This is a genomic window from Thermanaeromonas toyohensis ToBE (assembly GCF_900176005.1).
GTDB lineage: Bacteria > Bacillota > DSM-521 > Neomoorellales > Neomoorellaceae > Thermanaeromonas > Thermanaeromonas toyohensis.
In genome coordinates this window covers 2,404,062-2,429,939 of the sequence record NZ_LT838272.1, presented here as the reverse complement: position 1 = coordinate 2,429,939, position 25,878 = coordinate 2,404,062, and the positions used below count along the sequence as shown (strand labels likewise).

The following is a 25,878-nucleotide window of genomic DNA, read 5'->3' as shown; positions in this document are numbered from 1 at the left end:
AGGGAGGGGAGAAAAATGCTAGAAAGGATACCGTCCATCAAGAAAGCACCTGATGAAGAATATTACGTCCCAGGGCACCGTACTTGTGCCGGTTGCGGACCAGCTTTGGCCTATAGGCTTACTGCTAAGGCAGCGGGTCCTAATACGATTTTTGTAGGGCCGACCGGATGCATGTATGTGGCTAATACCAGTTATGGTTGTGGCCCGTGGCGTGTACCCTGGATTCACGCCCAGATCACCAATGGAGGGGCTGTGGCTTCAGGAATAGAGGCGGCCTTCAAGGTCCTGGCCCGCAAGAAAAAATATCAGGGAGAAATTCCCCATGTGATTGTCTTTGCTGGGGATGGCGGAGCCGTGGATATCGGCCTCCAGGCCCTTTCCGGTATGATTTACCGCGGACATGATGTGTTGTTCATTTGTTATGATAACGAATCTTATGCTAACACGGGTATCCAAACTTCACCTACCACACCGTATGGTGCCTGGACCACCTTTACCCCATCTGGCCCTAAAGTACCAGAAGGGAAGAAGTTATTCCCCAAAGATAATCCTAAGATTATCGCCCACGGCCATCCTGAACTCAAGTATGTGGCTACGGCCTCTATCGGGTGGCCTGTGGATCTGATGAATAAGGTGCGTAAAGGGCTTAATGTGGAAGGTCCGGCTTATATCCATATTCAGGCGCCGTGCCCCAAGGGCTGGCAGTTCCCAGCCGACAAGACTATAGAAATGGCTAAGTTAGCTGTAGAGACAGGCATGTTCCAGCTCTATGAGTATGAAAATGGCGAATACAAACTCTCTGTGAAGCTGGAGAAGAGGAAGCCGGTAGCGGAATACCTTAAGATGCAAAAGCGCTTTGCCCATCTTAAGCCGGAGCACATTGAAAAGCTCCAAGCCTTTGTGGACGCTAAGTGTGCGGAAGTGGGTATTATGGTTCCGGCAGTGGCTTCGGTATAAGAGAGCTATATTGATTTGACGTTTTTGCTCCGGACGAAGAATCGTCCGGAGCAAAACCCCCTATCTCCTAAATTGCTAACCGTCTTAACACTTAAGTCCTTATAGATGAAAATTGCAACAGAATTTGGACCTACCGATTAATCCTTCTCAGTGGTACTTTTGCAGAAGCAGTGGCTCCACCTTTAAGTCCCCTTATTATTCGATGTTTTGACATGGTTCGATCTCTTTTGATCTTTATAGTCACTTATGGGTATTAGATATTGGTCAAAATAAAAAATTAAAAAATTTAGGGAGGGACTAAGAGGTGGAACCTCAGGTTGTAAAAAGTTATGATGCCCGCGAGGCCTATGGGCCGCTTTTAGGCAATAGGTGGTTTCAGCTTGTGGCAGCCATCGTTGGTATGATTATGATCGCTAATTTGCAGTATGCCTGGACGTTATTCGTGCCAGAGTTACAAAAGGCCTTCGGATGGTCTCTGGCTGCAGTGCAATTGGGGTTTACGCTATTTATAGCTTTTGAGAGTTGGCCACAGCCCTTCGAAGGTTACCTCTTAGATCGGTTCGGACCCAAGTTATTCTTTACTATATCTGGACTTATGGTGGGTATAGGTTGGACTGCACTAGGTTTTGTTAAATCGTTACCTGCTCTCTACTTCTTCTATGCTATGGCCGGCCTGGGAGCAGGATTTGTCTATGGTGGTAGTATAGCGGTGGCCGTACGCTGGTTTCCTGATAGACGTGGTTTGGCCTCGGGACTTATCGCTGCTGGATTCGGTGCAGGTTCGGCGCCTTTTATACCTGTTATCGGAGCTATTCTTAAGAGCCAAGGGTATGTAGCAGCCTTCCTCTACACGGGTGTATTGCAGGGGCTAATTATATTAATAGTAGCTCAAGTTTTACGCTACCCACCGTGGGAACAAAGACATGATGTTCACAAGACTAAAACTGCTACAGGTGCTACCACAGGGCAACGGGGGTTTGCTCCGTGGGAGATGATTCTAACACCTCATTTCTGGCTCATTTACATTATGTTCGTATTTATGGCTACTAGTGGCCTGTTATTTACTGCCCAGACTAAACCTTTTGCTAAAGCAGTAGGTATAGGTTCGGAATTTGTTATATTAGCTGTTACCTTTGACCGCATTTCTAATGGACTGAGTCGCATAATGTGGGGATGGATATCTGACAAAATTGGGCGCGAGATAACAATGTTTATTGCTTTTCTACTTAATGCTGTGGTTGTAGCTTTAGTACCTATTATAGGCCATAACCCGTGGGTTTTTGTTGCTCTGGCGTTTTTCCTTATGCTTACCTGGGGTGAGATTTTCGCCTTGTTCCCTGCAGCTACGGCAGACCGTTTTGGTACCACCTATGCTGCTAGCAACTATGGAGTTGTGTACAGCGCTAAAGGAGTAGGTGGTATCTTAGGTGGTGTCGTGGCCGCTTGGCTAGCTACCCTAAAAGGATGGACTCCAGTGTTCTTTACCGCCGCCTCCTTATCCTTCTTGGCTGCTTTAGGTGCTTTAATACTCCGTACTATGCCCAAACCCGTGTTACCGGGCGCCAAGATTACTCCCACCGAACTCTCTAAAGGCGCTTGAAGGAAAAGATATTTTGGAAGAGCTGGGCGGGCGGCAATCGCCATGGTTGCCGTTCGCCCTGTTTTTAAAGGAGGATGGAAGCGATGGAGGTTCTTATTGCTGGGGGAGCAGGAGATGTAGGGGGCTATCTATCTAGATATCTCCTTGACCGCGGGTTCGGGGTAAAGGTTTATGACTTGAAAGATAAGATGCCGGAGGCTTGGGGGAAAAACTTATCGGGTTATTTTAGGGGAGATTTGGTGGATAGAAAAAAGGTGGAGGAAGCTCTCAAGGATGTAGATATTGTAATCAACCTGGCTTGGAGCTTTGCCGAGGATCCTTATATAATTTTTGAGAGAGATATAAAGGGTCATCTAAATTTACTGGAAACAGCTTGTAAATTAGGGGTAAAGCGTTTCGTTTATACCAGCACAGCTACTGTATATGGCCGGGCTGTAACTCATCCGGTTTCCGAGGACCACCCTTGCCTCCTGGAGGAGGCCCGCAAACCCCTGTATGCTTTGGGTAAATTTACGGCGGAGAAATTATGCCTAATGTATCAGCGAGAACGGGGACTCCCTGTCACCATCTTTCGCTTCTGGTGGGCCTTTGGAGATACCATTGGTGGCCGGCACTTGCGCAATTTAATCCATACAGCTTTAGAAAATAAACCTTTAGAGATGGTACCAGGAGCGGGGGGTACTTTTGTAACCATGCTTGATCTGGCCGAGGCTATCCGTTTAGCCGTAGAGAATCCGGCTGCAGCCGGGCAGGTCTACAACGTGGGGAGCTTGTTTTTAACGTGGGAAGAGATAGGTGCTATGATAATAGATCTCACTGGTTCTAATTCCACACTAAATCTAATACCCAGCGCTCGTTGGAGGGGTCCTACCTTTTTAAATGAAGTATGGGATTTAAGCTGGGATAAGTTGGCTCGGGAGCTCGGTTACCGGCCACAAGTTAAAATTCCAGAGATGCGGGCCATGTTTACTAAGGCTTTAAAAAATTGTATTGCTCAAGTTAAGACGGAAGAGAAGCCTAGCTGAAATATAATAGTAACCAGCGTTTTGGGGAGTTTAACAACAATAAAAAGGAAAATGTTATAATAATTAGGGAGAACTGAGTATAAAAAGATATATATGGGAGCAGGAAGACCGGTGAAAAACGAAGCTGTTTTATCTAAAGGCACCTCTAATCCTGCTATTCTGTGGCTGAACAGGTATAACTTTTTCCTCCGTTTTTTGCTGGAGGGGAGCTTAGCAGGAATTGTTGCGGGAACAGTAGGTATAGCCTTTCGCTTAGTATTAACAGAGATAGAGATATACCGCAATAATATTTTAATATGGGCGCATAGTATACCTGCTTGGGGATGGCTGATACTACCTTTTTTGGGTGTCTTAGCCGGAGGACTTGCCGGTTGGTTGACCACTTTTGCTCCGGAAACTGCTGGTAGCGGTATTCCCCATGTGGAAGCAGTCTTGATGAGACAACAGAGGCTGGTCTGGTGGCGAATAATTCCTGTCAAGTTTATAGCCGGAGCTCTCGCTATTGGGGCAGGATTATCCTTAGGCCGGGAAGGTCCTACAGTGCAAATGGGGGCTGCTGCAGGTCAGGCGGTAAGTAAAAGTCTTATGCGAACTAAAGCAGAAGAGCTGCAGTTGATAGCCTGTGGAGCTGGAGCAGGGCTAGCTGCTGCCTTTAATGCTCCTTTAGCTGGTGTAGTTTTTGTCTTAGAAGAGCTCCGGCGTAATTTTTCTCCTTACGTTCTGGGAGGAGCTCTTACAGCCAGCATTGCTGCGGATCTTATATCCCAGAAAATCCTGGGGCCGCTCCCTACCTTCCAGGTAAAAAATTTATTGCCCTTGCCCCTAACTACGTTACCTTTATTTGTAATTTTGGGAGTAGCCACTGGTGTTTTGGGAGCAAGCTTCAACCGCGCCCTACAAGGAGGCTTAGAGTTAGCAGATAAGTTAACAAAAGTGCCCCGTTGGCTCCGGGCAGCGCTGGTGGCTGTTTTGGCAGGCGTAGTGGGCTATTTTTTACCGGAGGTTTTGGGAGGCGGGCACTTTTTGGTAGAGAGTGTGTTGGCCAACAAAGTGGCCTTACAGGTTATTCCTCTCCTCTTTATAGCTAAATTTCTTTTAACAATCATGAGCTATAGCGCAGGAGTACCAGGAGGCATCTTTTTGCCTCTCTTGGTTTTGGGAACTTTGATAGGTTCTTTTATAGGCCAAATTAGCGGTTATCTTTTTCCCAGTCTCCAAGGTATGGCACCGAGCTTTGCCATAGTAAGTATGGCAGCTTATTTTGTGGCTATCGTGCGCGCTCCCCTTACAGGGATTGTATTAATAATCGAGATGACTGGTCACTACCAGCACATGTTACCTCTTTTACTTACCTGTGTGGTAGCCTATATAGTAGCAGAGGCTTTAGGCACTTTACCTATTTATGAGATGCTTTTAGAGAGGGATTTAATGAAAGGTAGAAGTGATGGGGAAGCTTCGCTGTCTTGCGAAGATAAAACAACGGTTATAGAAGTTGTGGTGGAAAGCGGCTCTCCTGCCAGCGGATGTCGAGTAAAAGATCTAAAGCTTCCCTCCGAGTGCCTTTTGGTGTCTGTTAACAGGGGTACCAGAGAGATAATTCCCCGCGGTTCTACTAAACTTCTAGAAGGGGACCATTTAAAAGTTATTGTTCCTGAGGGAAAAGCTGGAAAGGTTATAGAAGAGTTTGACAAGCTAACTCGCTGCCGTGTAAGAAATCGTGTAAGTTCTAGCTAGGCAGAGATTGCGGGGGACCTTAAATTAAACCAGGAGGCGAGGATAAAAAAGCTTTAAAAGGGGCCTTTTAATAAGTTGAGTATAAACTTAAGATTATCTAGTTGCCCTATAGAGAAATTATCCCAGAAAACACAGCTTCCCGAAAGCAGGAAGCTTCCCCCTCCAGCTAAAACCCTTTCTGCCATTAAGATAGGAGAGGCTTGTCCTTCTTTTGTATAGGTAGTGGCCATTCCTTTAAGGACGATCCGGGCAGGGCCATATATTTCTATCGGGGCGGTATAAGGAAAGACTACCTTCTGTACGCCTTGATTATAAGTTAATACGTTGGAAGTTACTATTATATAAGGATCATCTATGAGACAATTTTCCCGGTCCATCACCTCACCGGGGGAAGCCCGCATCCCGAAATGTTGGGCAACTTGAGAGCATATGTAGGCGACATTGTCTTTATTTTGGAAATGGGCAGCAAATATTACCCTCTTGTGTCCCTCGATAACTGCCCTTTTTATTTGGCTAATCTCTTCCTCAGAGAAGGGTTGCTCCGGGTAATTGAAAACAATTACATCATATAAGAAAAGGCTGGGGAACTCGGATACTTCCTCGATGATAAGCCCCTGTTTTTGACTTTCTTTAGCTAGGATAGAGAAATAATAACTATCCGTTATCAAAAATTCCTGATGGGTGCTGCTCCAGGCAATTCGTAATGTGTCTGGCATCAGCGTTTTCACCTCGGATTTATCTTAATTCGAATCTATCTTGACAGTAAGCTACATGATATTCACTTTTTTAGTATACTAGCTGTAGAAGAGCATGAGCAATATACCTTTTTATTTCAAGCTGGACTGGGCTTTTTCCAGTGAAAACCTGGGATATGCGTCTAACGGGTTTTAGGAAGTTTAGAAAGGGCTTAAGGAAGCATAAGAAGACCGAAAGGGAGCTTTAGGATGCCGGAGAACCTTTTTGTGTATGGTTCTCTCCTTAGAGGTAGGCGAAACCATTGGCTTTTGGAACAAGCTCGTTTCCTAGGAGAAGCTATGGCCTACGAGGTAGGGCTATATGCAGTAACCCCTTATTTTCCCGGTGCTATACCTGAAAAGGGTAAAGTAGTACGGGGGGAATTATACGAAGTATCTTTAGAGCTTCTTCTATGCATCGATAAGCTGGAGGACAATGGTAAGCTTTACCGCCGCCGCTTGTGGCCAGTAGTGTTGGCAGAAACCGGAGAAAAAATGACTGCATGGCTCTACTTTTGGTTGCGACCGGTACACCGGGAAACAGCTATCCCTTGGGAGGAACAACCCTGGAAACCCCGCCCTAGAAGAAAATCACATATTTTGTCGAAAAATGTTCCAAAGGAGGAAAAATAGGGGAAAAGGGCGAATAAGGGTAATGAGGTGACGGGAAGTTGCAGAAGCTATTCCAAGGCATTTTAGCAGTTCTAGTCGGATGGAGTTTAGCCCTTATAGTAGGAGGGACGGGAACTCAGGCTGTTGCGGAGGTTACTTATGCAGTTTATAACGAAACTCAAGGGAGATACTTTAACACCTTACAAGAAGCCTTAGATACCGCGCAGTCAGGAGATTTTATTAAAGTAGTTGAGCCAGGTCGAGAGTTTAGGGATGAAATCTTGGAGTTAAAGGTTAATCTTATCCTAGATTTAAACGGAGCTCGAGTTAGGGCTCCGTGGAACCAAAATGCCCTTACGGTCACAAGCCAAGTCTATAATGCTACTATCCGTAACGGTAGTTTATCAGTGAGCAGTGTAAATGCCAGCGGTATCTATGCTCCCGGGGTTGGTGCCTCTTACCCTTTACAACTCCGCTTAGAGAACATGGTAATTGAGGGGAACGCTTCGGTAAAGTTTGAACGCGACGGCAAGTTAGAATGGCACAGTGGAGAGGCTCGAGGATTAAATTATGGGGTATTAGTAGCCTATACGGTTCAAGATTTTACTGGTGTTTTCTCTTCGGTTACCTTTGAGCGCCACACGAAGGGGGGAATTTATTTTAGCGGCCTAAGCAGTAACCATCCTTCTACTTACTTTGAGTTTCACAGCTGCCAGTGGGGTAAACCTGATAACCCCCTTTCTGGTCCCGCCTTATGGATAGAGGCAGGGACTACTTTTGTAAGCATCCAAGGTGGTTCTATCGAGGCTAGTCAAGAAGGTTTACCCCTTATCAAAATAAGTGCTAATGGTGAGGTAAATATAAATACCACTTCTTTCCATCGTGGCGATAGGACAGCCCTGGATGTCCAGACTGGAACAGTAAAGTTAAGGGAAAATTTTATCAGCCGCGGAGCTTATACAGGTTCACCCTCTCCTAACATTCCTGCTATAACCATAAAAACCTTTCCTTTAAGTACCCCAGTCTATATAGAACTTAAAAATAACCAGATAAAAGGTCCTGGAGACCTAGGTTTATCTTTTATTTCAACCGGAGACGTAGTGATGCAGAATAACATCTTAGAAGGGTTTGCTACAGGGATACATGTAAATCAAGCTCAAAGGATAACGGCTGAACAAAATAGCGTGGTATCTACCAGCCAGGGTATTGTTGTGGAATCTGTTTCTAGCGGAAACTTAAGGAACAATACAATCCGACGGCCGTTAGAAATTACAGGCGGAGTTGCCTCAGGTGTCCTTATTTTAAGGAGTCAGAGCCTGAATATAGAAGGCCTTATGGTGGAAGGATGGCCGATAGGCCTTAAGGTGAGTGAAAGCGAAGGAGTAAATATCACAACTTCTGCTTTCCGTAATAATACAACGGGAGTTTTATTAACCGGGAGCAGGGGAAGTACCCTTTCGGGGTCCTTGTGGGAAAACAATGGTACAGGATTGCTTGTTACCCAGTCCACCCAAGTAAACCTGGAGGATAATATTTTTACTCGGAACACCATAGGTGCCGATATCAATGCAACTTTGGAATTTCTTTTTTCACGCTGTGCTTGGCAGGAGAATGATACTGGAGTCCGTATGGCGGGAGAAATAGAAGGGGTGATTACAGGTGGCCTTCTCACCGCCAACAATACCAGCTTAGATTTAGAAGGTATAACCCAGGCTCAAGTAGATTTAAGCCGCAATGATATTTTTAACAATACCACAGGAGTGAAGGCTCAGTCAGAATTGGAACTCACTGCTCCCCTAAATTTTTGGGGAAGCAGTAATGGACCTTATCACCCAGACTTAAATCCTGAAGGACATGGAGAACCTATAATTGGTAAAATATTTTTTTCACCATGGGCGGTTTATGCCTATTATTTAGATGGTAGGCCTCCTCAACTTACCCTCACTTACCCAGCGGAAAAATGGCTTACTAGGGATCCCTTAACATTGCAGGTAGCTGTATATGAAGAAACCTGGTTGGATAAAGCCACCTTGGCTGTCTACGGTCCTTCAGAGGAAAAGGTAATGGAGAGGATATGGTGGGGGAAAGAAGGGCGCCATTTACAAGAAAACTTAGTTTGGGAGACGGCAGAAATGCCCGATGGCTGGTATATATTGGTCTTAGAAGCTAAGGATGGGAAAGGTAATACTAATCGGCTTGAAGGACGGTTACTTCTAGACCGACAGCCACCATCTAACTTGCAAGTATTAATTAATGGAGGTGCTATAGAGACCTCCCAGCTAACAGTAGAACTAAGATTCCAGGGTGAGGACACGAGCGGTATAAAGGAGATATCTATATCTAACGAGGGTGGCCCTGTGGGGCCATGGGAACCTTTTTCCAAAGTTAAAACGTGGGAGCTTCTACCTGGCCCCCCGGGTGAACGGAGGGTAATAGTTATCTTCCGTGATGGGGCCGGCTGGGAGGCCGAGGCCAAGGCGACTATTGTTTATAAGCCGAACGAGGGACAGCAAGGCCTTACAGAGAGTAGCGAATCAGGGAATGGTACTACCAATTATAGCCTTAAGAATGAAAACAAAGATAATAACAGACCGCTTCCTAAAAAAAGAGGAGATGATTTTAAAGATGTCCCTTCTACCCACTGGGCTTATCCAGCTATAACCGTCTTGTTCCAAAGGGGATTGATCTATGGGAGGGGAGAGGGTCTTTTTGCCCCTGAGGAGGTAATCACGAGGGCAGAATTCGCTGCCCTTCTCGATAGGGTACTGAAGCTTCCGGGAGAAGGCCAAATTCGATGGCCGGATGTGCCTCCAGGAGTCTGGTATGCAGGTCCCATTGGACACCTTACAAAGGTAGGAATAATGGGTGGGTACCAGGATGGCACCTTTCGTCCTCTAAACGGTGTGACACGGGAAGAAGCTGCTCTAATCTTATTTAGAAGCCTGGGGGGCGCTGGTGAAGGAGAGCGGGTTGTCGCCCACAGCGAGGTTTCCCGTACAGAGGGAAACCTTACAGAGGGGGGACAAGATAAGGAACAGCAAGGTGATATTTATAGCTTAAAAGTTTTTATCGATGGACAATCTGTATCACCTTGGGCGGTAAAGGGAGTGCAATGGGCAGTAGTACAAGGCTTGCTTCGCGGTTACCCGGGAGGGCTTCTTAGGCCTAAAGCCCTTCTTACCCGTGCAGAGGCTGCAGCGCTTATCCACCGGTTTTGGGGACTATTAGAGAGTATGTTTTCCTAACAATTCCTTAATCTTAGGCAAGGCTGTGCGGGTAGAGGTTATTCCTGCCTCCACTAACTCCTTAATACGGCGAACTTCCCAGAAACTTGGGGGATCCTTTAGGTCTTTAAGGGGGGAGAGAACCAAGTCGGCATAAAGAGCTAGGGTTGTCGTTGTCAAACGGCTGCCCATTATCTCTAGACTTCGCCATAGAATTTCCCCAACATGGGTAAAGGAACGCGGTGTCTGTTTGGTAGTAAGGTCTACCGCAATTACAACGGAGGTACCTAGGAAGCGCGCAATATCAGCAGGGACGTTGCTGGTTACACCCCCATCTACTAGTAGGTGAGGTCCTATAGGGACAGGGGAAAAAAGACCTGGTAAAGAGATGCTAGCCCTAACCGCCTGCCAAACAGCGATATTACCGCCCAACACTATTCCGGCTGGAAGAGGACGAGGAGGGGTTAAAGAAGTATAAACTACTGTGCTACCACTATAAAGGTCGCAAGCGACTGCGGCCATGGGTATTCTTAGTTCACTAAACTTTAGGGTGCCTAAAGTTTTTCTTAGTATTTGTTCAAGGAGTTTTCCTTCCCATAGACCCGATGGCCAGCCCTTTAGAAAATTTTTACCAGAATTAACAAATTGAGCCAGTTCCTCGAGGGCCTTAAGATTAGATATTTTTCCGCTACAGAAGAGGGCAGCGGCGATGGAGCCGGCGCTGGTACCCACGACCAGGTCGGGATAAAGGTGGTGTTCTACCAGCACTTGAAGGACTCCGAGGTGGGCTACCCCCTTAAGCCCCCCACCTCCCAGGGCGAGACCGAAACGCATAGCCAGGATTCTCCACCAGTGAGATTTCTTACATGAGTAAGATATGCCCTCTCAAGATGGAAGGTTTCTAAAAAATTTTTGAAAGGGAAAATCCATCTTCAGAGCGAAATATGTTCTAATTACTAAAAACTAGGGGGCAGGACAATGGCTGTTGATATATTAACGGATAAACGTTTGTTAGAGAGTTATCACGAACAGCTAAATTTTCTTCAAATAACAGAAGAAGATTTGAAGTTGATGCATAGCCAACGGGAAAATTTTATCCGAGAAGCTGACCGGGTAGTAAAGGAGTTTTATGATTATCTTTTAAAATATCCCTATCTTAATTCCCTCATCAATAAGCACAGCACTGTAGAAAGGCTATCTAAAACCCAGAAGGAATATTTCATAAGCCTAACTGATGAAAAGATCGATGATAACTATATCCGTTGGCGGCTGAGCATCGGGAAAAAGCACCAGGAGATTGGGCTTTATCCCAAGTGGTACTTAGGAGCTTACCGCTTGTATATCCAGAGCATTCAACGGATTATATGGGAATATAACCGTGAGGACCCAGAATTATGCCTTCGCCTGATGGAAGCCTTTATTAAGCGTATTGTTTTTGATATGGAGTTGGCTATTGAGAGCTACATAGTAGATCAGCTCGATAAACTTACTCACTTCCATCAAGAGATAGCTGCTGTAGCCTCCATAATCAGTGATATCGCCGATCAAACTAAAATTTTGTCTTTGAACGCTTCTATTGAAGCGGCGCGGGCGGGAGAACATGGGCGAACCTTTGCAGTGGTGGCACAGGCTGTGCGTGAGCTAGCTGCGCGTACCTCCAAGTCGGCCCAAGATATAGCCCAGAAGGTCAGGGAGAATTTTGCTCTCCTTGAAGGGATGCGGGAATCTAGGTAAAGAATTCAAGTACCGTGAGCGCCAGGGACCTAGTGCCTACCATCCTGGCGCTGCGGTTCTTTTTAGGTCGAATTTTCCGTTTGAAACTTTAAGACCATATGAGGTGAAGGCCTTGAATGGGGATGTTGTGGAACTGCTGAAGGAGAAGATAAGCCAGGAAGGCAAAGTAATATCTGAAGATATACTTAAAGTGGATTCCTTTTTAAATCACCAGATAGATCCCGTCTTAATGCTTAAAGTAGGGGAAGAGTTTGCCCGACGCTTTGCTCAAGATAAAGTAACTAAAGTGCTTACGGTGGAAGCTTCGGGAATAGCGGTAGCCCTTATGACCGGCTTGGCCTTGCGGGTGCCTGTAGTATTTGCCAAAAAGAAGCAACCCTCCACCATTGGTTCAGATGCTTACTGCGGAAAGGTGCGCTCTTTTACGAGGGAAGAAGTGGTAGATATAGTGGTAGCAGGCAGCTATCTTGGCCCAGGGGATCGCGTGCTTATTATTGATGATTTTTTAGCTTCAGGTGAAGCAGTTAGAGGGCTTATTAAAATTATACAACAGGCGGGCGCAGAGCTGGTGGGCGTAGGCACCGTAATAGAAAAAGTGTTCCAGAGCGGTGGTGAATATTTGCGGAAGCAAGGTATCCGGTTAGAGTCCCTAGTACGGATAGGTAGCCTCTCAGGAGGAAAGATAGAATTTTTGAATTGAACAAGCACCACTAACGCCAGGGGCCCATATTATAAAACCGTGAGTTACCTTAAGGGAGGGGAAAAGATTTAGATGGTGCCTACTATCCTGGCGCTGGTGGCTCTTTCTGTCCTTAAGGGTTTGGCCTTGCTTTTATCTTATCTATCCAACAATGCCTTCCCACAGCCCTTAAGCGAGGAGGAAGAACAATATTACCTAGAGAAGTTTAAAAAAGGTGACCGGGAAGCCAGGGATATTTTAATTGAACGTAATTTGCGGCTCGTGGCCCATATTACTAAAAAGTTTGAAGGAACGGGCGAGGACATGGACGATCTTATCTCCATCGGTACCATAGGTTTAATTAAAGCCATCAATACTTTTAATTCCGAAAAGGGAACTAAACTGGCTACCTATGCTGCCCGGTGTATTGAAAATGAAATCTGAATTACAAAGGGTAGCATGAGATTGTAATGGCCCGTCTTCCTCCGCAACACATCCTGCAGGTTGTTGTAATAGCGTATCCGGTATTTGCCTCTGTCCCTGATGATATGAGCAATCTATTACTCACCCAAATTAATTAATAGAAGATGAAGGATACAGGCAAATTATGGCGAATATAATCTTATCATGGGCGGCAGCAGTTTATTAAACCGAGCGGCACATTATTTGGCTAATGAATCCGGACGAGATGTGGAGATAATTTTATTTGGTCTGCGCTTGTTTTTAACGAGCATTTCTGGTTATATTGCGTTAATTATTATAGCTTTATTGTTACGAATACTCCCCTATGTATTGGCCGCAGCCATTACTGCTTCTGTGTTTAGGATTTTTTCTGGCGGTGCCCATGCTTCCTCGCCATTACGATGTAATTTAATTGGAGTGAGCGTTTTTTCAGTATTTGGATATCTAGTAAAAATGTACTTCCATCCCAATTACAATTATACGCTACTCATATCTATACCCATTATTATGTTTCTTGTCGGATTCTATATTATTTATAGATACGTTCCAGCAGAAACCCCAGGAAAACCAATTTCCTCTCAGCTGCAAAGAAGGTACTTAAGAATTATCTCTTTTTCCTTGTTAACCGTTTGGGGTATCGTAAGTCTTTGGGAACTGAGTTTTGTTGTAGAGATTATTGGAAGAAAGATGATACTATCTAGCTGTTTGGGCATGGCATGGCAATTGTTCACCCTTACACCATTAGGCTACAGGGTAGTAGGGAAAATGGATGCCTTGCTTAAACATTTTACATAAAGACCTGATATATCTATGGAGCGATAATTAAACTGCAACATATTTAAGAAGAAGCGGGTATATGGTCTAAGCTGCTAAAGCTAAGTTCTGAGAACAGGCTGCGAGAGAGATACTTTCACGGTATGATTTGTGCCTTTAGAGGTGTTCCTATTATTGACTTTATACACTTGCACTTTATAAAAAGCATTCCTGTAATGATTTAGGATAGCCGTTGCCAATAAGAAAGCCTCCTGGTAGAAAGAAATTGAACGACAAAACCTCAGATACCAGGAGGCGAGCAAGCGATGCAAAAGGCCGAAAAGAAAGCCTTAGTTTATGGCAACGTGCTGATCGTGGGAGTGGATGTAGCTAAGAAAAACCATTACGCCCGGATATATAACAGCATGGGTATCGACGTAGTAAAACCGTTCTACTTTCATAATAGCAGAGAAGGTTTCTGCCGTCTACTAGGGAAAATAAGCGAAGCCAAGGAGAAAGAGAAGGCGGAACGTATCATTATAGGCATGGAACCCACAGGACACTACTGGAAACCTCTAGCCTATTTCCTAAAAGAGGCAGGTTACACTGTAGTAATTGTAAATCCTTATCACGTTAAAAACAGCAAAGAGATGGAAGACAATAGCCAAGACAAGAACGACCGCAAGGATGCAGGCCTTATAGCCCAACTGGTAAAAGAGGGCAAATTCTTGCACTGCATCTTACCGGAAGGGATATATGCAGAACTGAGGACCCTTTATATTACCCGGCAGCAGGAACACAAAAAACTTAACGCTGCCCTCTGCCAGCTTAAAGCCATAGTAGATGAATATTTTCCCGAGCTAATGGAAGTATTTAAGAGTCTTTTAGGCAAGGCAGCCCAGTGGGTCTTAAGGAACTGTCCCTTTCCTAAGGACATATTAAGCCTAAAGTTAGAAGAACTAGAAGAAGGGCTAAAACAGGCCTCGAACAGTAGAGTAGGGATAAAGAGGGCTCTTGCTCTAAGGCAAGCAGCAGAAAAGAGCATAGGTGTTAAAGAAGGGCTAGAAGGGGCTAAAGTCAAACTTCAAGCCTGCTTGGAAGAAATCGAGTTTTACCAAGGTCAAATAAGGAAGACAGAGGAAGCCATGGGGCGATACCTAGAGGAGACAGGTTTAGCGAATTATCTTTTAAGCATTCCTGGGGTAGGGGTAGTAACAGCGGCAGGCTTTTTAGGGGAGATAGGTGACCCAGCGAAATACCAGCACTGGAGACAGATACGGAAACTAGCTGGTTATAACCTAACGGCCCAGAAATCGGGGAAGAAACAGAAGGCCAAGACCACCATATCCAAGAGGGGTCGGCCGGGGCTAAGGAATCTACTTTACCAGGTGAGCCTTATTCTAGTGGCTAAGAACAAAGAATTTAAAGCGCTATATCACTATTTCCTAAAGAGGCCGGAAAATCCTTTAACGAGGAAGCAGGCTCTAGTAGCTGTGGCTTTAAAGCTAGTGCGGGTGATGTTTACCCTTATTACCCAGAAGAAGGAATATGATGCCAGCAAAGTATTAGGGAAATACCGGGAAGAACAACTAAAGAAAGTAGCTTAAAGAGCTAGGGAGGTTTTGGGTGGGGGAAGCCAAATCCCTCCATAAGGGCATAGACCCTGTAATTAAGTAAAGGCAGGCCCCACCCGCCCCCTTAAGGCAGGACGAAGGAATGAAAGGGCAAGACCCTGCGAGAAATGATAGGGTAGCCTGGGGGCGAATTTTAAGGTGAGGGTCCACCCAAAACCTTAGGATAAAAAATACTCAAAAATACCCATGGTAATTTTTAACCCTTCTCTCTCGTTTCTTAGATGGAGGATGAAAAACTTGAAAATCTAAGAGAGCGAGAGATAGAGGGAGATTTAAGCAAAAAATTGAGATAGGAGGGGATAAGAATGAGGCGGGTTCTAATTATTTTAGCGGCGACTTTGCTCAGTTTACTGGCTTTTGCCAATGTCGCTGCTGCTACCGGTCCGTGGTCCTACCAACCTGAAGTGCCTAACAAGTTACTTAAGTAGGCAGTGTGGACGAAGTAGCTTTGAAGTGAAAGGATAAGAACTTGAGAATTATAAAAAAAAATTTGAGATCCTCTTTTTAGGGAGGATGGGCTATTTTGGAGGACCTTCGAGTCCTACTTTTTTTACATATAATAAATGCATTCTTATTGTCTATGACTGGTTTGCGTTTATTCGGTTATAGAAGCAGCTTAAGGACTCTTATAACCCTTAGTATTACTTATGGGGTTGCGGTATGGATAGTTCGGGGAATATATGGTCATTACCATATTCCCCTTGGCACTCATACAATTATTCTTACTTTGATTTTTTCCCTTTTAATAAGAACGATCGGTAAAGTGAATTGGGGGATTGCTCTGGGGGCTGCTCTGGTTAGCTCGAGCCTGGGAATGCTTGGTGGAGGTATATCCATACTAATAATACAGTTTTTCCAACTAAGTGTAACGGATGTCTTAAGCAACCCTTGGTTACACGTATTAATAGGACATACAGAAAATGTTTTTCTGGTAATAATGTTAATAGTTAATAGTAGGTTTGGGTTTACGTTGACTAAACCTCTCGAAAAACAGGTAAGCAGGGATAATTAATGAAGAAAAGGTGGCTATTGTTTGTAGACCTGCTCCTACTGCAGTTATTCTTGTTCCTTTTATTAGCTTATAATTATGTTTTTGATGTTTTTACGAGTTTTAGAATACCCATTTTCGTTGTTTTGTGTATCATCATTGCTTCGATGATTTCAAGTCTTTGGGTAGTCCAGGAAATGCTAAGGTTAGCCGATAAGGAAAGGGAAGCCGAAAAGATAATGGTAAGATTGGAAGAAGCCGAGAGATTGATCACTACCTTGAGGTCTAAGCATCATGATTTTATAAACCACTTACAAGTAATATTAGGACTTATCCAAATGAAGCGAGATAATGAGGCGGTTGATTATATTAAGCGACTATCTAAGGACTTGATTCAAATAGAAAAGCTTGTCTGTTTGGAAAGACCGGAGGTTGCTGCTCTTATTAGCAGCAAGCTGGCAACCATTAGTTATCTACAAGCTTCGTTAGAAATAACTACTAACTTAGCCGGGCTTTCTATATCTCCAGAAAAGCTGGTAAGTATTCTGGGCAATTTGCTTGATAATGCTATTTATGAGACGAGCTTTTATGCTGAGAAATGGCTTAAAATAAGAATTGACGAAGAAGCTGATTGGTTTGTATTTGAAATAACCAATCCCGGTACTATTGCGCCTGAAATTCAAGAAAGGATCTTTGAACCTGGATTTACGACCAAGAGAGAGAAAGGGTCTGGCATGGGTTTGTTTATTGTTAAGAATTTGGTGATTGAATGCGGTGGAATCATTTCTTTTGACTCGCGAGTTGAGGAAGGAATAACAGTATTTACGGTAAGGCTACCTAAGAGCCCATGTAGACAGGTATTAACTCTTAATACAATTCAAAAAACTAGATAAGCGCAGCCCAGGGAAGTTGAGGTCCAGAAGGTGAACAGTAGCGAGTACACCCTCAGAAGTTGAGTACACAATCCGGGATGTTTTGGGGGAGGCTGGATCTTGTGAGGCTCCCTTAGTTTGTAAATACTGGTAAGTGCAGGGCAGATGGTATATAATCAGGGTTTAGGAGGGATTGTCACCGTGACCCAAAATATTATACCAGATAGAGCCGACAAAGCTATCAAGGAGTTCTGTGAATTTCTCAGGCGAGAGCTAGGTGCGAACCTTTTGGGGATTCGCTTATTTGGCTCGGTAGCCCGCGGCACCGCTACTCCAGAGTCGGATATTGATATACTCGTACTCGTGCAAAGGGAAGACAGCGCTGCCAGAGAGGCCATAATCGAGGCAGCCGTAGAGGTAAATTTAAAGCATGATGTTGTAGTATCGCCAGTAATTATGTCCGCTGATCGCTATTCAGCGCCCTTATTTAAGGAGACGCATTTCTATAAGTCCCTCCAGGAAGAAGGAATTCCTCTATGAGCATAGAGTTAAGCCGGTGGCGCCTGGAAAAAGCGGAACGAACCTTTCGGGAGGGAGAGCAGTTACTAGAAGTAGGGTCTTATAATGGGGCTATCAACCGCTTTTACTATGCGGCCTTTCATGCGGCAAGGGCATTGCTGGCGATTAAGAGGTTGGATTCAGCTAAGCATAGCGGTGTTATTTCTCTGTTTAACCGTGAGTTTGTGAAGCCTGGCCTAATAAGCAAAGAGGCCAGCACAACTCTATCAATACTTTTTAATCTGAGGACCGAGGCCGATTATGATGACTTTAAGAGCTTTACCCTGGAGGAGACAGAGAAAGCGAAAGACGCCGTAAGGTCCCTGATAGACGAAGTTAGCACGTTCTTATCTAATATATCAGAATAGCCATCTGTCCAGCCCGGCGTTTTGCCGGGCACTCTGTTTATGTGCGCCCGGCATGGGCGTTAACTTGGTGGTGAGAGTCCACTGCAGGCGAGGCAGCACGAGCCTGCTAGCCGAAGGCAAGGGTGTCCATCGTGAGGTGGAATCCGAAGGAAGCCGGAGGCAAAGCCACGGCCCGATGAACAAGAACCCCATAAGAGGCTAAGCCGTTCGGATGAGCTGGCATAACACAGCGAAATCCCAGGCAGACATAAGGACGGCGGAGTATATGGGGCGGGCGCGGGGTGAAGGTTAACGCTCTTACCCGGGGAGGCCTGCCGGATAAGCCAGGTAGAGCTGGTAACCCGTGTCGGAAGGCACGGCTGAACTGGCAGGAGGAAGCTTTGGGCATAGTACCCTGGGGGTCATGAACTCCAGGGGAAGGCCCGAACATCAAGTCAGAGGTGGGACTGGTGCGTTCGCGAGAAGGGCGAAGAAAGCAGAAAACCCCGGAAGGGGCCTGCCCACAGGAGGAAGTGGTGAAGCCACGGGGGACTGGGGGAGGGCCGAGTTCTTCTCCGGCACAAGGCGGGACGTCACCTCGCGGAGGCCAAGGTAGCGGCCTGATGGAGCAGGTGGTGGAAAGAAGCAACATGCTGGCCGCTTTGAGGCGGGTAGAGCGGAACGGAGGCGCGCCCGGCGTAGATGGCATCCCGACCGAACGGCTTCGGGACCAAATTCGTGCCGAATGGCCGCGCATCCGGGAGGAATTGCTTACAGGTACCTATAGGCCTAAGCCCGTGCGCCGGGTCGAAATCCCGAAACCCGGGGGAGGCAAGCGGCTATTAGGGATACCTACCGCAATGGACCGCCTGATCCAGCAGGCTCTCCTGCAAGTATTGACGCCCATTTTCGACCCGCAGTTTTCGGAGGCCAGTTACGGGTTTCGGCCTGGGAGGAGAGCCCATGATGCGGTAAGGAGAGCGCGTCAATACGTGGAAGAAGGATACGAATGGGTCGTGGACCTGGACATAGAGAAATTCTTTGACCGGGTCAACCACGACATACTCATGGCCCGAGTGGCCCGAAAAGTGACAGATAAGAGAGTGCTTACCCTTATCCGTCGCTATCTCCAGGCAGGTGTCATGGTAAACGGGGTGGTCGTAGAGACGGTGGAAGGGACGCCGCAGGGCGGGCCTTTAAGTCCACTTTTGGCCAACATACTCCTGGACGACCTGGACAAAGAACTGGAGAAGAGGGGCCACAAGTTTGTCCGCTATGCTGATGACTGCAACATTTACGTCAAGAGCAAGCGGGCGGGGGAGAGGGTCATGGCAAGTATCCGTAAGTTCCTGCAGGAACGGTTGAAGCTCAAAATTAACGAGCAGAAAAGTGCGGTAGACCGGCCGTGGAAACTGAAATTCCTGGGGTTTAGCATGCACAAGCGCAAGACAGGAGAAATTCTTATCCGCCTGGCGCCTCAGACCATCGAGCGGGTGAAAGGGAAAATTCGGGAGATAACTGCCCGGAATAAACCCGTGAGTATGGCCGAACGCATAGAGCGTCTCAACGCCTATTTGGGCGGGTGGATAGGATACTTTGCCCTGGCCGAAACGCCCAGCGTTTTTGAGGAGATAGAAGGCTGGATGCGGAGGAGGCTGCGCATGTGCCTCTGGAAGCAGTGGAAGCGAGTACGGACCAGATATCGGGAGCTACGCGCATTGGGACTGCCGGAATGGGTGGTACATCAATTTGCTAATGCTCGCAAAGGGCCATGGTGGATGGCTCATGGTCCAATGAATAGAGCCCTGGGTAATGCCTATTGGCAGTCCCAGGGCCTCATGAGCTTAACCGAACGCTATTCTTGTCTTCGTCAAGCTTGGTGAACCGCCGGATGCGGACCCGCATGTCCGGTGGTGTGAGAGGACGGGGGCTAGCCGCCCCCTCCTACTCGATATAGGGACCATTCGGAGAGTCTGCCCATGCAGGCCTTCCTGAGCTTCAGACTACTGGTGAGGGATAACGTCCTTGACGGCGAGGAAAAAACTGAAAGAGGCTGGAGGTTCAAAGCGTTTTATTAAGACTAAAAGGGCTCCTTTATCTGGAGTCCTTTTCCTGTAGTAGGACAATCTAGAACCTTCGTAAAATAATAGGGGAAGGGGAGATGACCGGTGCCAAGTAAAAACCGTAAATTGAAGGCTTCGGGGAATTTTCCTGTTAACCTGAAGGTTATTTATTCCTCAGAAGACAGTACAGGACTGCGGGATGCGTACCGACTACTAGCCCAGAAGGTATTGGAGGCCTGTAGATCAAAGTGCAGGCAGCAATCTACCTAAGAGTTAGCACAGAGGAGCAGGTAAAGCATGGTTATAGCCTGGCGGAGCAGCGTGAGGCTTGCTACCGTCGGGCTATTTCGTTAGGTGCCGCGGTGATATTAGAATTTGCTGATGAAGGTGTGAGTGGGGCCACCCTGGACAGGCCGGGGTTGAACGCTTTACGTGAAGCAGTTCAAGAAGGCCGTATAGACGTTATAATCGTGCGCGACCCGGACCGCTTATCCAGGAGATTGGCGCACCAGCTACTTCTCACGGAGGAATTTGAGAAGGCTGGAGTACGGCTTGATTTCCTGGACTTCACCTGGCAGGATACCCCGGAAGGCCGCATGTTTTATGCCATCAGAGGGGCTATTGCTGAGTTTGAAAAAGAGAAGATCCGTGAGCGTATGATCAGGGGGAAGACCCAGAAGGCCAGGCAGGGTGGTATTCCCATAGGTTTTTACAACTATGGCTACAACTACGACCCGGAGAGGGGCAAAGTGTCGATATTGGAAGAAGAAGCAGCGGTGGTGAAGAATATTTTCCAGTGGTTTGTTCAGGAAGATATAGGGGTTAATGGTGTGGCTAAGCGGTTAAATGATTTAGGAATACCGACCCGTAAACGACAAGGTTTATGGCACCGGATGGTAGTAAGACAGATATTAACTAATCCGGTATATACGGGAAGGTGGAGATATAAAGATATAGATATTTCAGTTCCTCCCATCATTGACCCTAACCTTTGGGAGAAAGCCCAAAAGAAATTGAAGGAGGCCCGGCGCTTATGGGCAGGTCGAGGTCGACACAATTATCTCTTAAGTGGGTTGATTACCTGCGCTGATTGCGGCAACAGCATGACCGGGGTATCCTCTAAATGGTGGGGGGTTAGGGAACGGCGATATACTTGCAGGAAAAACAGCCAAGGCACAAAAAATCCGGGGTGCAGGCCTCTCAAGATGCTTTTGGCAGAACCCCTGGAGAACGTGGTGTGGGAACAGGTTTGTTCTTGGCTTAAGGACCCTGAGAGGCTGGTTAAAGCTGCCTTAGAATCTTCCCCCCAGGTGGAAGAGATAAGTAAGGAGATAGAGCGCATTGAGAAGCATTTAAAAGAAGTTGAGAAGGGAAAGGTGGCCATCCTGGATGCACTGGCTTCTGGCCTCCTAGAATTGGATGATCAAACAAAAAATAAATTGGCTGAGTTAAAACGGCGAAAGGAAAGTTTGGAGCAGCGCCATAGGGAGCTTATGGCTGTCTTCCAAGGGGCTGGAACCCTAGAACAAAGGACAGAGGAGTTACGCAGATTGGCCCAGGAGGTATTAAGTAGGCTAAATGACCTGGATTTTACGTCCAAGAAATCGCTAATCAGGGCACTGGTGACACAGGTTATCATTTCAGGACGTGTCAGCTCCGGAAGGTATAACCTGTCGGAAGTAAACATTACAGTTCTGGCTAAAATACCTCGGCCGGAGACTGATAATAGCCTTTGCAGGCGGATCATCATCCCGGCGGCTTCGATGGACAGGTACGATCAGTGAGTGTGGGTCCTATAAGTTGTCCCTTCTTAGTATCTTAGCAAATTCGAACAGCAGTTTGCGAAGGTCATTTAGATCATGAATTTCTGGTCGTTTTTGCAATTAGCTACGCCACCCAGTGCTCCCTTCCCCAGAAGAAATAGCCATAAAACACCATATCGACGAAGTATATTACCGAGTTTCCCTTTTACGGTTCCAGGCGCATTACGGCCCAGCTTCGACGGAAGGGATCTCCGGTTAACGCAAAGGCGTCCAGTGCCACATGCGAGAAATGGGTATACCTGTCATCTCTATCCCAAGTCTAACTTAAACAAGAGAAACCACGAGCATCGAGTATACCCCTACTTGCTGCGGGGCCTTCCTATTACTTACCCCAACCAGGTCTGGGGTATAGACATCACCTACATCCGGCTAGTCTGGGGATGGATGTACCTGGTGGGCATCACGGACTGGTACACCCGCTTTGTAGTAAGCTGGGCCCTGGACCAGTGCTTAGAGACAGCCTTTGTGCTAATAGCAGTAAAAGAAGCAATTGCTAAAGCTAAGCCCGAGATAATGAATAGCGATCAGGGAGCCCAGTTTACCGACCCTTTAAAAAATTTACGGTCTACCTGGTTTTTTATAATAAGCAAGAGCTCTTGAACATCGATGGGCTTACTTAAAAAAATATCGGCTCCTGCCTCGTAAGCTCGCAAGCGATTTTGACGATCGGCAAAGGCGCTAATAACGATTATCGGAAGATTGGCGGAAGCTGGGTGTCGTCTTAAATGTTCTGCTACCACAAAGCCGTTCTGTCCTGGTAGGCGGAGGTCTAAGAGGATTAAATCAAAATTTTCTTTTTCGATCCGCGCCATAGCGGCGGGACCGTTATTTTCGCAGACAACTATGGCGCCCTGCCTTGTAAGGAGGTCGTGCAAAAGCCTTGCGCTGTTTGGATCGTCTTCAATAACTAATATCTTTATGCCAGGTCTTAGCAAGGTTTATTCCTCTCCTCACTTTGAATGTTTCCCCGACAGAAATTCACGGAGTTGAGAGGGGAAGGAACGGGTATTAATGGGTTTAACAATAAAACCTTGACAGCCGGCAGCATAAGCATCTTCTTCAGTTTGTTTCATGGCGTGTGCAGTAAGGGCTATAATGGGGATATTTTTAGTAGCTGGATTAGTTTTTAATAATTTAACAAGAGATAAACCATCCATACCCTTAAGGGAAATATCTATCAAAATTAAGTCGGGGGGGTTGTGGCGAATAATTTTTAGGGCTTCTAGTGCATTAAAGGCTCTTAAAATCCGGAAACCATGGACGTGCAAAAGATCGCATACTAAACGCATGTTAGCAGGATTGTCTTCCACAATAAGTACCAGTGGCGCATTTTGTTCTGGGTTTTCCATACAAGGTTTCCTCCTCTTTATTCTAGGGCTTTAAGAGTGGAGAGGTAAATAGAAGGTTACTTTAGTGCCTTTCCCTAACTTGCTTTGCAATTCAATACGACCGCCGTGAAGCTCAACTAAACGTTTGGATAAAGGTAGTCCTAGGCCCACCCCGTCGAATTTTTTTTCATATAAGCTTTCTGCTTGATAAAACTCATCGAATACGCGGGCTTGGTCCTCTTCCTTAATTCCAATACCTGTATCTTCCACGGATACGGCTATTTCTTGGTTGTTATAATGAGCTGTGATAGTAATGGTTCCTCCGGAGGGTGTAAATTTTACTGCATTGGAGAGGAGATTATAGAGTACCTGCTTAATTCGAGTAGGATCAACATAAATCATAGGTAGCTTATCTGGTAGAAGGACAAATAAAGAGAGATGACGGTTTTCAGCCTGGGGACGGATTATACTTTCTACTGAACGGACGAGTTCTTCCAAGCTGACCTTTTGTCTGCTCAGGGCGATCTTACCTTGCTCTATCCGTGATAGGTCCAGGATATCGCTTATAATCTGCAAGAGGTGGCGGGCACTACTAAGAATTATTTCCAAGTACTCCTTTTGGGTTGTGTTGAGTGGTCCATACAGTTCGTCATATAACATTTCAGAAAAGCCGATGATAGAATTTAAAGGTGTACGGAGTTCATGGCTCATATTAGCTAGGAATTGGGACTTAAGTGTGTTAAGGGTTTTAAGCTCTGCTATTAGCTGCCGTAATTCGAGAGTTTGTTCCTCAACTTTTTTTTCAAGGGAAAGGTTTACTTGTTGTAACTCACTGGTCAGACGCTGCAGTTCCTCTCTGTCTTTTTCCAATTCAGCTAAATAAGCTTGATTTTCTTGACATTTTTGGTAAAGAGTTTTGGCCATCCGCGTAAAACAGCGCTGTAAATACCAAAGCTCTCGTATTCTGGCCACCGGTTGAGCTTCTAGTTTGTCAATATGGTCAGAAATAATGCTCTCCGTTTGGGAAATTTCCTTAGCCAAGTGACTTAGAACTACTAGAGGAGTGGCCACTTTCCTGGCGACAAAGGAAGCTACGCCCATGGCGACGCTCAGGCAGACGAAGGCAGATATAAAAATGGATAGTAAAGTATCCCGTTTTAGATTGGCCAGTCCCTGGGAGGGAACCCCTACACTTAAAGCTCCTATTATATTACCTTCAAAATCCCTGATAGGATCCGAGGCTACAAAATGTATCTCGTTGGGCTCTATCTTCGCTTGGCCTATATATCTTTTACCTTCTTGAACCGTTTTTAAAAGAATTCCGCTTTGAATACCTCCTACAAAATCAGAACCGGAAGGGCTTTGAATATTAGCTGATACACGTATACCGTTTACACCGATAGACAGATAGGAACCTGGGATTTTGGTTGAATAGCGATCAGCTGTACCATGATCATTATTTAATATATGTCCAACTACTAAAGCCCTTTGTAAGCTAGAATTCTTAGTAGTAAGTGGCATGACAATGACTTGTACCAGGACAGGAGCAAAATAATGTAAACCTTGCCCAGAAGTATCTTTTACTTCAACTAGCGCTTTTTTAACTAGAGAGGAATCTATTAGGCTCAATTCAGAGAGAGATATAACCTCAGAACAGGTAATTATATCCTTTTGCTGCCAACTGTTATAGACAAGCTTAGAAAGTTGGGCCGGTAGATGGGATTGATGGTCGACAATAAGCCAAAAATCAATTTCTTCCTGGCTATCTAATAGTTTAGAGATGTACTCCATATAGGGAGAGGATTTTTTTTCATCGCCAATTAGGGAGCCCAGAGGTGATAATAAAGTTAAAGCCTTTTCGTAAAAGAGGTTATATTCTTGCCAGGCCACAGCTAGGGAGCGGTCCAGAAGGTTATTGATGTTATTTTGGTTACGGGCAAAAAAGATACTTAAAGAGGAGGCTGTAAATAAAAGTAAGGATAAGAGCAGTACCAACCCGATGGAAGACAACAAGTAACTATAAATAGTAGGAAACAATTGCCAATTTTTAATTCTTTTCACGATGCTCCCTCACCACTAACCCATTTTCCACTGCAAAGATGGCTGCTTCTGTACGATTGGAGAGATTCAATTTTTGTAAGATATGGGTTACATGGGTTTTGACTGTACTTTCACTTATATAAAGCTTGGCCGCGATGTCTTTATTAGACAAGCCAGCCCCGATAAGAGACAAAATCCTTTTTTCCTGGCTGGTCAGGTCATAACCAACGCGACCGGAAGCGTTTTTTACTCGGGAGCCTTCAGGAATATTTTCGTGAATACTAAAACAGAGTGGCAGAGAATAAATAGCAATTAGCAACCTTGAGTGTTTTTGTAAAATGTCTAAACATGGGGTACGACCGGCTACCAAAAATAACTTTTTATGTTCATGATTTAAGCGAATTTGATATGCCATACAATATAACCCTTGGCGACACTGCCGGGTGACTGGTTCACTATTTAGCTTGGCCCGTCCGATAAGGTTTAAAAGCTCAGCACGACAATCCTCGCCTTGGCTTTCCGCGTGATAACAAGTCAATGGTAAACCCGAAGGCAACGTAACCTCTCTACCTTCCTCGTCCACCAAAACCAGGCAAAGGCCTAACTCCTCAGACAGTAAATCCTGTAGTGTTTGTAGTTGTAGTAGGGGTTCTGAAGGCCAGAGGCCTGGCACTTTTACCTCACTTCTCCCTTTAAAGGGTCTACGGAGTT

Annotated in this window: 23 protein-coding genes and 2 pseudogenes; 19 read left to right on the top strand and 6 right to left on the bottom strand. The window is 45.8% G+C overall.

Features of this window, described 5'->3' with window-relative positions; translation table 11 throughout:
- Nucleotides 1–15: 15 nt before the first annotated feature.
- From B9A14_RS12555 to clcA, 4 genes are all read left to right on the top strand, one after another.
- A complete protein-coding gene (locus B9A14_RS12555) occupies nucleotides 16–957 on the top strand; it encodes an oxalate oxidoreductase subunit beta (RefSeq protein ID WP_084666067.1) in 942 nt (313 codons plus the stop codon).
- 304 nt (nucleotides 958–1,261) lie between these two features.
- On the top strand, nucleotides 1,262–2,557 hold the full coding sequence (gene oxlT / locus B9A14_RS12550; RefSeq protein WP_197686512.1) for an oxalate/formate MFS antiporter: 1,296 nt from the start codon (nucleotides 1,262–1,264) through the stop codon (nucleotides 2,555–2,557).
- An 83-nt stretch (nucleotides 2,558–2,640) separates the two neighbouring features.
- Nucleotides 2,641–3,582 (top strand): NAD-dependent epimerase/dehydratase family protein, encoded by a 942-nt coding sequence (locus tag B9A14_RS12545; RefSeq protein ID WP_084666065.1) that lies wholly within the window; start codon nucleotides 2,641–2,643, stop codon nucleotides 3,580–3,582.
- A 111-nt stretch (nucleotides 3,583–3,693) separates the two neighbouring features.
- Nucleotides 3,694–5,316, top strand: a complete 1,623-nt coding sequence (clcA, locus tag B9A14_RS12540) for a H(+)/Cl(-) exchange transporter ClcA (RefSeq protein ID WP_172839154.1) — start codon at nucleotides 3,694–3,696, stop codon at nucleotides 5,314–5,316.
- Nucleotides 5,317–5,369: 53 nt separating this feature from the next.
- On the opposite strand, the gene B9A14_RS12535 is transcribed toward clcA, so the two are convergent.
- The gene (locus B9A14_RS12535) at nucleotides 5,370–6,032 is read right to left on the bottom strand and encodes a hypothetical protein (RefSeq protein ID WP_084666061.1); all 663 of its coding nucleotides are present in this window, start codon (nucleotides 6,030–6,032) and stop codon (nucleotides 5,370–5,372) included.
- A gap of 228 nt (nucleotides 6,033–6,260) precedes the next feature.
- On the opposite strand from B9A14_RS12535, the gene B9A14_RS12530 reads away from it, so the two are divergent.
- Nucleotides 6,261–6,683 (top strand): gamma-glutamylcyclotransferase family protein, encoded by a 423-nt coding sequence (locus B9A14_RS12530; RefSeq protein ID WP_084666059.1) that lies wholly within the window; start codon nucleotides 6,261–6,263, stop codon nucleotides 6,681–6,683.
- Nucleotides 6,684–6,721: 38 nt separating this feature from the next.
- A complete protein-coding gene (locus B9A14_RS12525) occupies nucleotides 6,722–9,907 on the top strand; it encodes an S-layer homology domain-containing protein (protein ID WP_084666057.1) in 3,186 nt (1,061 codons plus the stop codon).
- On the opposite strand, the gene B9A14_RS12520 is transcribed toward B9A14_RS12525, so the two are convergent.
- Nucleotides 9,887–10,720 (bottom strand): patatin-like phospholipase family protein, encoded by an 834-nt coding sequence (locus tag B9A14_RS12520; RefSeq protein ID WP_084666055.1) that lies wholly within the window; start codon nucleotides 10,718–10,720, stop codon nucleotides 9,887–9,889. The genes B9A14_RS12525 and B9A14_RS12520 overlap by 21 nt on opposite strands.
- 144 nt (nucleotides 10,721–10,864) lie before the next feature.
- Between B9A14_RS12520 and B9A14_RS18035 the strand changes: the two genes are divergently transcribed.
- From B9A14_RS18035 to B9A14_RS18325, 13 genes and pseudogenes are all read left to right on the top strand, one after another.
- Nucleotides 10,865–11,620, top strand: coding sequence for a globin-coupled sensor protein (locus B9A14_RS18035; RefSeq protein WP_084666053.1), 756 nt, complete (start codon nucleotides 10,865–10,867; stop codon nucleotides 11,618–11,620).
- Between the two features lie 127 nt (nucleotides 11,621–11,747).
- Nucleotides 11,748–12,320: a xanthine phosphoribosyltransferase gene (locus B9A14_RS12510; protein WP_172839217.1), complete on the top strand. Its 573-nt coding sequence runs from the start codon at nucleotides 11,748–11,750 to the stop codon at nucleotides 12,318–12,320.
- A gap of 72 nt (nucleotides 12,321–12,392) precedes the next feature.
- A pseudogene (locus B9A14_RS12505) lies at nucleotides 12,393–12,740 on the top strand (sigma-70 family RNA polymerase sigma factor); the annotation flags it as partial.
- A 186-nt stretch (nucleotides 12,741–12,926) separates the two neighbouring features.
- Nucleotides 12,927–13,556: an accessory gene regulator ArgB-like protein gene (locus tag B9A14_RS12500; protein WP_084666049.1), complete on the top strand. Its 630-nt coding sequence runs from the start codon at nucleotides 12,927–12,929 to the stop codon at nucleotides 13,554–13,556.
- Between the two features lie 284 nt (nucleotides 13,557–13,840).
- Complete coding sequence (locus tag B9A14_RS12495; protein WP_084663962.1) at nucleotides 13,841–15,121, top strand: IS110 family RNA-guided transposase; 1,281 nt, start codon at nucleotides 13,841–13,843, stop codon at nucleotides 15,119–15,121.
- Nucleotides 15,122–15,453: 332 nt separating this feature from the next.
- Nucleotides 15,454–15,576, top strand: coding sequence for an AgrD family cyclic lactone autoinducer peptide (locus B9A14_RS12490; protein ID WP_084666047.1), 123 nt, complete (start codon nucleotides 15,454–15,456; stop codon nucleotides 15,574–15,576).
- A 583-nt stretch (nucleotides 15,577–16,159) separates the two neighbouring features.
- On the top strand, nucleotides 16,160–17,029 hold the full coding sequence (locus B9A14_RS12480; protein WP_084666043.1) for a sensor histidine kinase: 870 nt from the start codon (nucleotides 16,160–16,162) through the stop codon (nucleotides 17,027–17,029).
- Nucleotides 17,030–17,209: 180 nt separating this feature from the next.
- The gene (locus tag B9A14_RS12475) at nucleotides 17,210–17,548 is read left to right on the top strand and encodes a nucleotidyltransferase domain-containing protein (protein ID WP_231967753.1); all 339 of its coding nucleotides are present in this window, start codon (nucleotides 17,210–17,212) and stop codon (nucleotides 17,546–17,548) included.
- Entirely contained in the window at nucleotides 17,545–17,934 is a 390-nt protein-coding gene (locus B9A14_RS12470; RefSeq protein ID WP_084666039.1) for a HEPN domain-containing protein, read from the top strand. Before B9A14_RS12475 ends, B9A14_RS12470 begins: the two co-directional genes overlap by 4 nt.
- A gap of 281 nt (nucleotides 17,935–18,215) precedes the next feature.
- Nucleotides 18,216–18,341: a hypothetical protein gene (locus B9A14_RS18030; RefSeq protein ID WP_269456741.1), complete on the top strand. Its 126-nt coding sequence runs from the start codon at nucleotides 18,216–18,218 to the stop codon at nucleotides 18,339–18,341.
- Between the two features lie 195 nt (nucleotides 18,342–18,536).
- Nucleotides 18,537–19,796 carry a group II intron reverse transcriptase/maturase gene (gene ltrA / locus B9A14_RS12465; RefSeq protein WP_231967747.1) on the top strand — a complete coding sequence of 420 codons (1,260 nt, stop codon included), beginning with the start codon at nucleotides 18,537–18,539 and terminating at the stop codon, nucleotides 19,794–19,796.
- A gap of 428 nt (nucleotides 19,797–20,224) precedes the next feature.
- A complete protein-coding gene (locus B9A14_RS12460) occupies nucleotides 20,225–21,760 on the top strand; it encodes a recombinase family protein (protein WP_084666035.1) in 1,536 nt (511 codons plus the stop codon).
- 112 nt (nucleotides 21,761–21,872) lie between these two features.
- Nucleotides 21,873–22,348: pseudogene (locus B9A14_RS18325) on the top strand (transposase); the annotation flags it as partial.
- On the opposite strand, the gene B9A14_RS18115 reads toward B9A14_RS18325, so the two are convergent.
- Genes B9A14_RS18115 through B9A14_RS18025 form a run of 4 tightly spaced genes read right to left on the bottom strand, consistent with a single transcriptional unit; the run spans nucleotide 22,324 to nucleotide 25,840 of the window.
- Nucleotides 22,324–22,734, bottom strand: coding sequence for a response regulator (locus B9A14_RS18115; protein ID WP_084666031.1), 411 nt, complete (start codon nucleotides 22,732–22,734; stop codon nucleotides 22,324–22,326). The pseudogene B9A14_RS18325 and the gene B9A14_RS18115 overlap by 25 nt on opposite strands.
- 15 nt (nucleotides 22,735–22,749) lie before the next feature.
- Nucleotides 22,750–23,148 carry a response regulator gene (locus B9A14_RS12445; RefSeq protein WP_084666028.1) on the bottom strand — a complete coding sequence of 133 codons (399 nt, stop codon included), beginning with the start codon at nucleotides 23,146–23,148 and terminating at the stop codon, nucleotides 22,750–22,752.
- 30 nt (nucleotides 23,149–23,178) lie between these two features.
- Complete coding sequence (locus B9A14_RS12440) at nucleotides 23,179–25,188, bottom strand: ATP-binding protein (protein WP_084666026.1); 2,010 nt, start codon at nucleotides 25,186–25,188, stop codon at nucleotides 23,179–23,181.
- Nucleotides 25,175–25,840: a LuxR family transcriptional regulator gene (locus B9A14_RS18025; protein ID WP_084666024.1), complete on the bottom strand. Its 666-nt coding sequence runs from the start codon at nucleotides 25,838–25,840 to the stop codon at nucleotides 25,175–25,177. The genes B9A14_RS12440 and B9A14_RS18025 overlap by 14 nt, the downstream gene beginning before the upstream one ends.
- Nucleotides 25,841–25,878 lie beyond the last annotated feature (38 nt).

What these genes read in the sequence shown, in the direction of transcription:
- B9A14_RS12520 (WP_084666055.1), bottom strand. Translation starts at nt 10,720, where the DNA reads ATGCGTTTCGGTCTCGCCCTGGGAGGTGGGGGGCTTAAGGGGGTAGCC.
- B9A14_RS12495 (WP_084663962.1), top strand. Translation starts at nt 13,841, where the DNA reads ATGCAAAAGGCCGAAAAGAAAGCCTTAGTTTATGGCAACGTGCTGATC.
- B9A14_RS12470 (WP_084666039.1), top strand. Translation starts at nt 17,545, where the DNA reads ATGAGCATAGAGTTAAGCCGGTGGCGCCTGGAAAAAGCGGAACGAACC.
- B9A14_RS12500 (WP_084666049.1), top strand. Translation starts at nt 12,927, where the DNA reads ATGGGCGGCAGCAGTTTATTAAACCGAGCGGCACATTATTTGGCTAAT.
- B9A14_RS12555 (WP_084666067.1), top strand. Translation starts at nt 16, where the DNA reads ATGCTAGAAAGGATACCGTCCATCAAGAAAGCACCTGATGAAGAATAT.
- ltrA (WP_231967747.1), top strand. Translation starts at nt 18,537, where the DNA reads ATGGAGCAGGTGGTGGAAAGAAGCAACATGCTGGCCGCTTTGAGGCGG.
- B9A14_RS12480 (WP_084666043.1), top strand. Translation starts at nt 16,160, where the DNA reads ATGAAGAAAAGGTGGCTATTGTTTGTAGACCTGCTCCTACTGCAGTTA.
- B9A14_RS12530 (WP_084666059.1), top strand. Translation starts at nt 6,261, where the DNA reads ATGCCGGAGAACCTTTTTGTGTATGGTTCTCTCCTTAGAGGTAGGCGA.
- B9A14_RS12445 (WP_084666028.1), bottom strand. Translation starts at nt 23,148, where the DNA reads ATGGAAAACCCAGAACAAAATGCGCCACTGGTACTTATTGTGGAAGAC.
- B9A14_RS12490 (WP_084666047.1), top strand. Translation starts at nt 15,454, where the DNA reads ATGAGGCGGGTTCTAATTATTTTAGCGGCGACTTTGCTCAGTTTACTG.
- B9A14_RS12535 (WP_084666061.1), bottom strand. Translation starts at nt 6,032, where the DNA reads ATGCCAGACACATTACGAATTGCCTGGAGCAGCACCCATCAGGAATTT.
- B9A14_RS18035 (WP_084666053.1), top strand. Translation starts at nt 10,865, where the DNA reads ATGGCTGTTGATATATTAACGGATAAACGTTTGTTAGAGAGTTATCAC.
- B9A14_RS12545 (WP_084666065.1), top strand. Translation starts at nt 2,641, where the DNA reads ATGGAGGTTCTTATTGCTGGGGGAGCAGGAGATGTAGGGGGCTATCTA.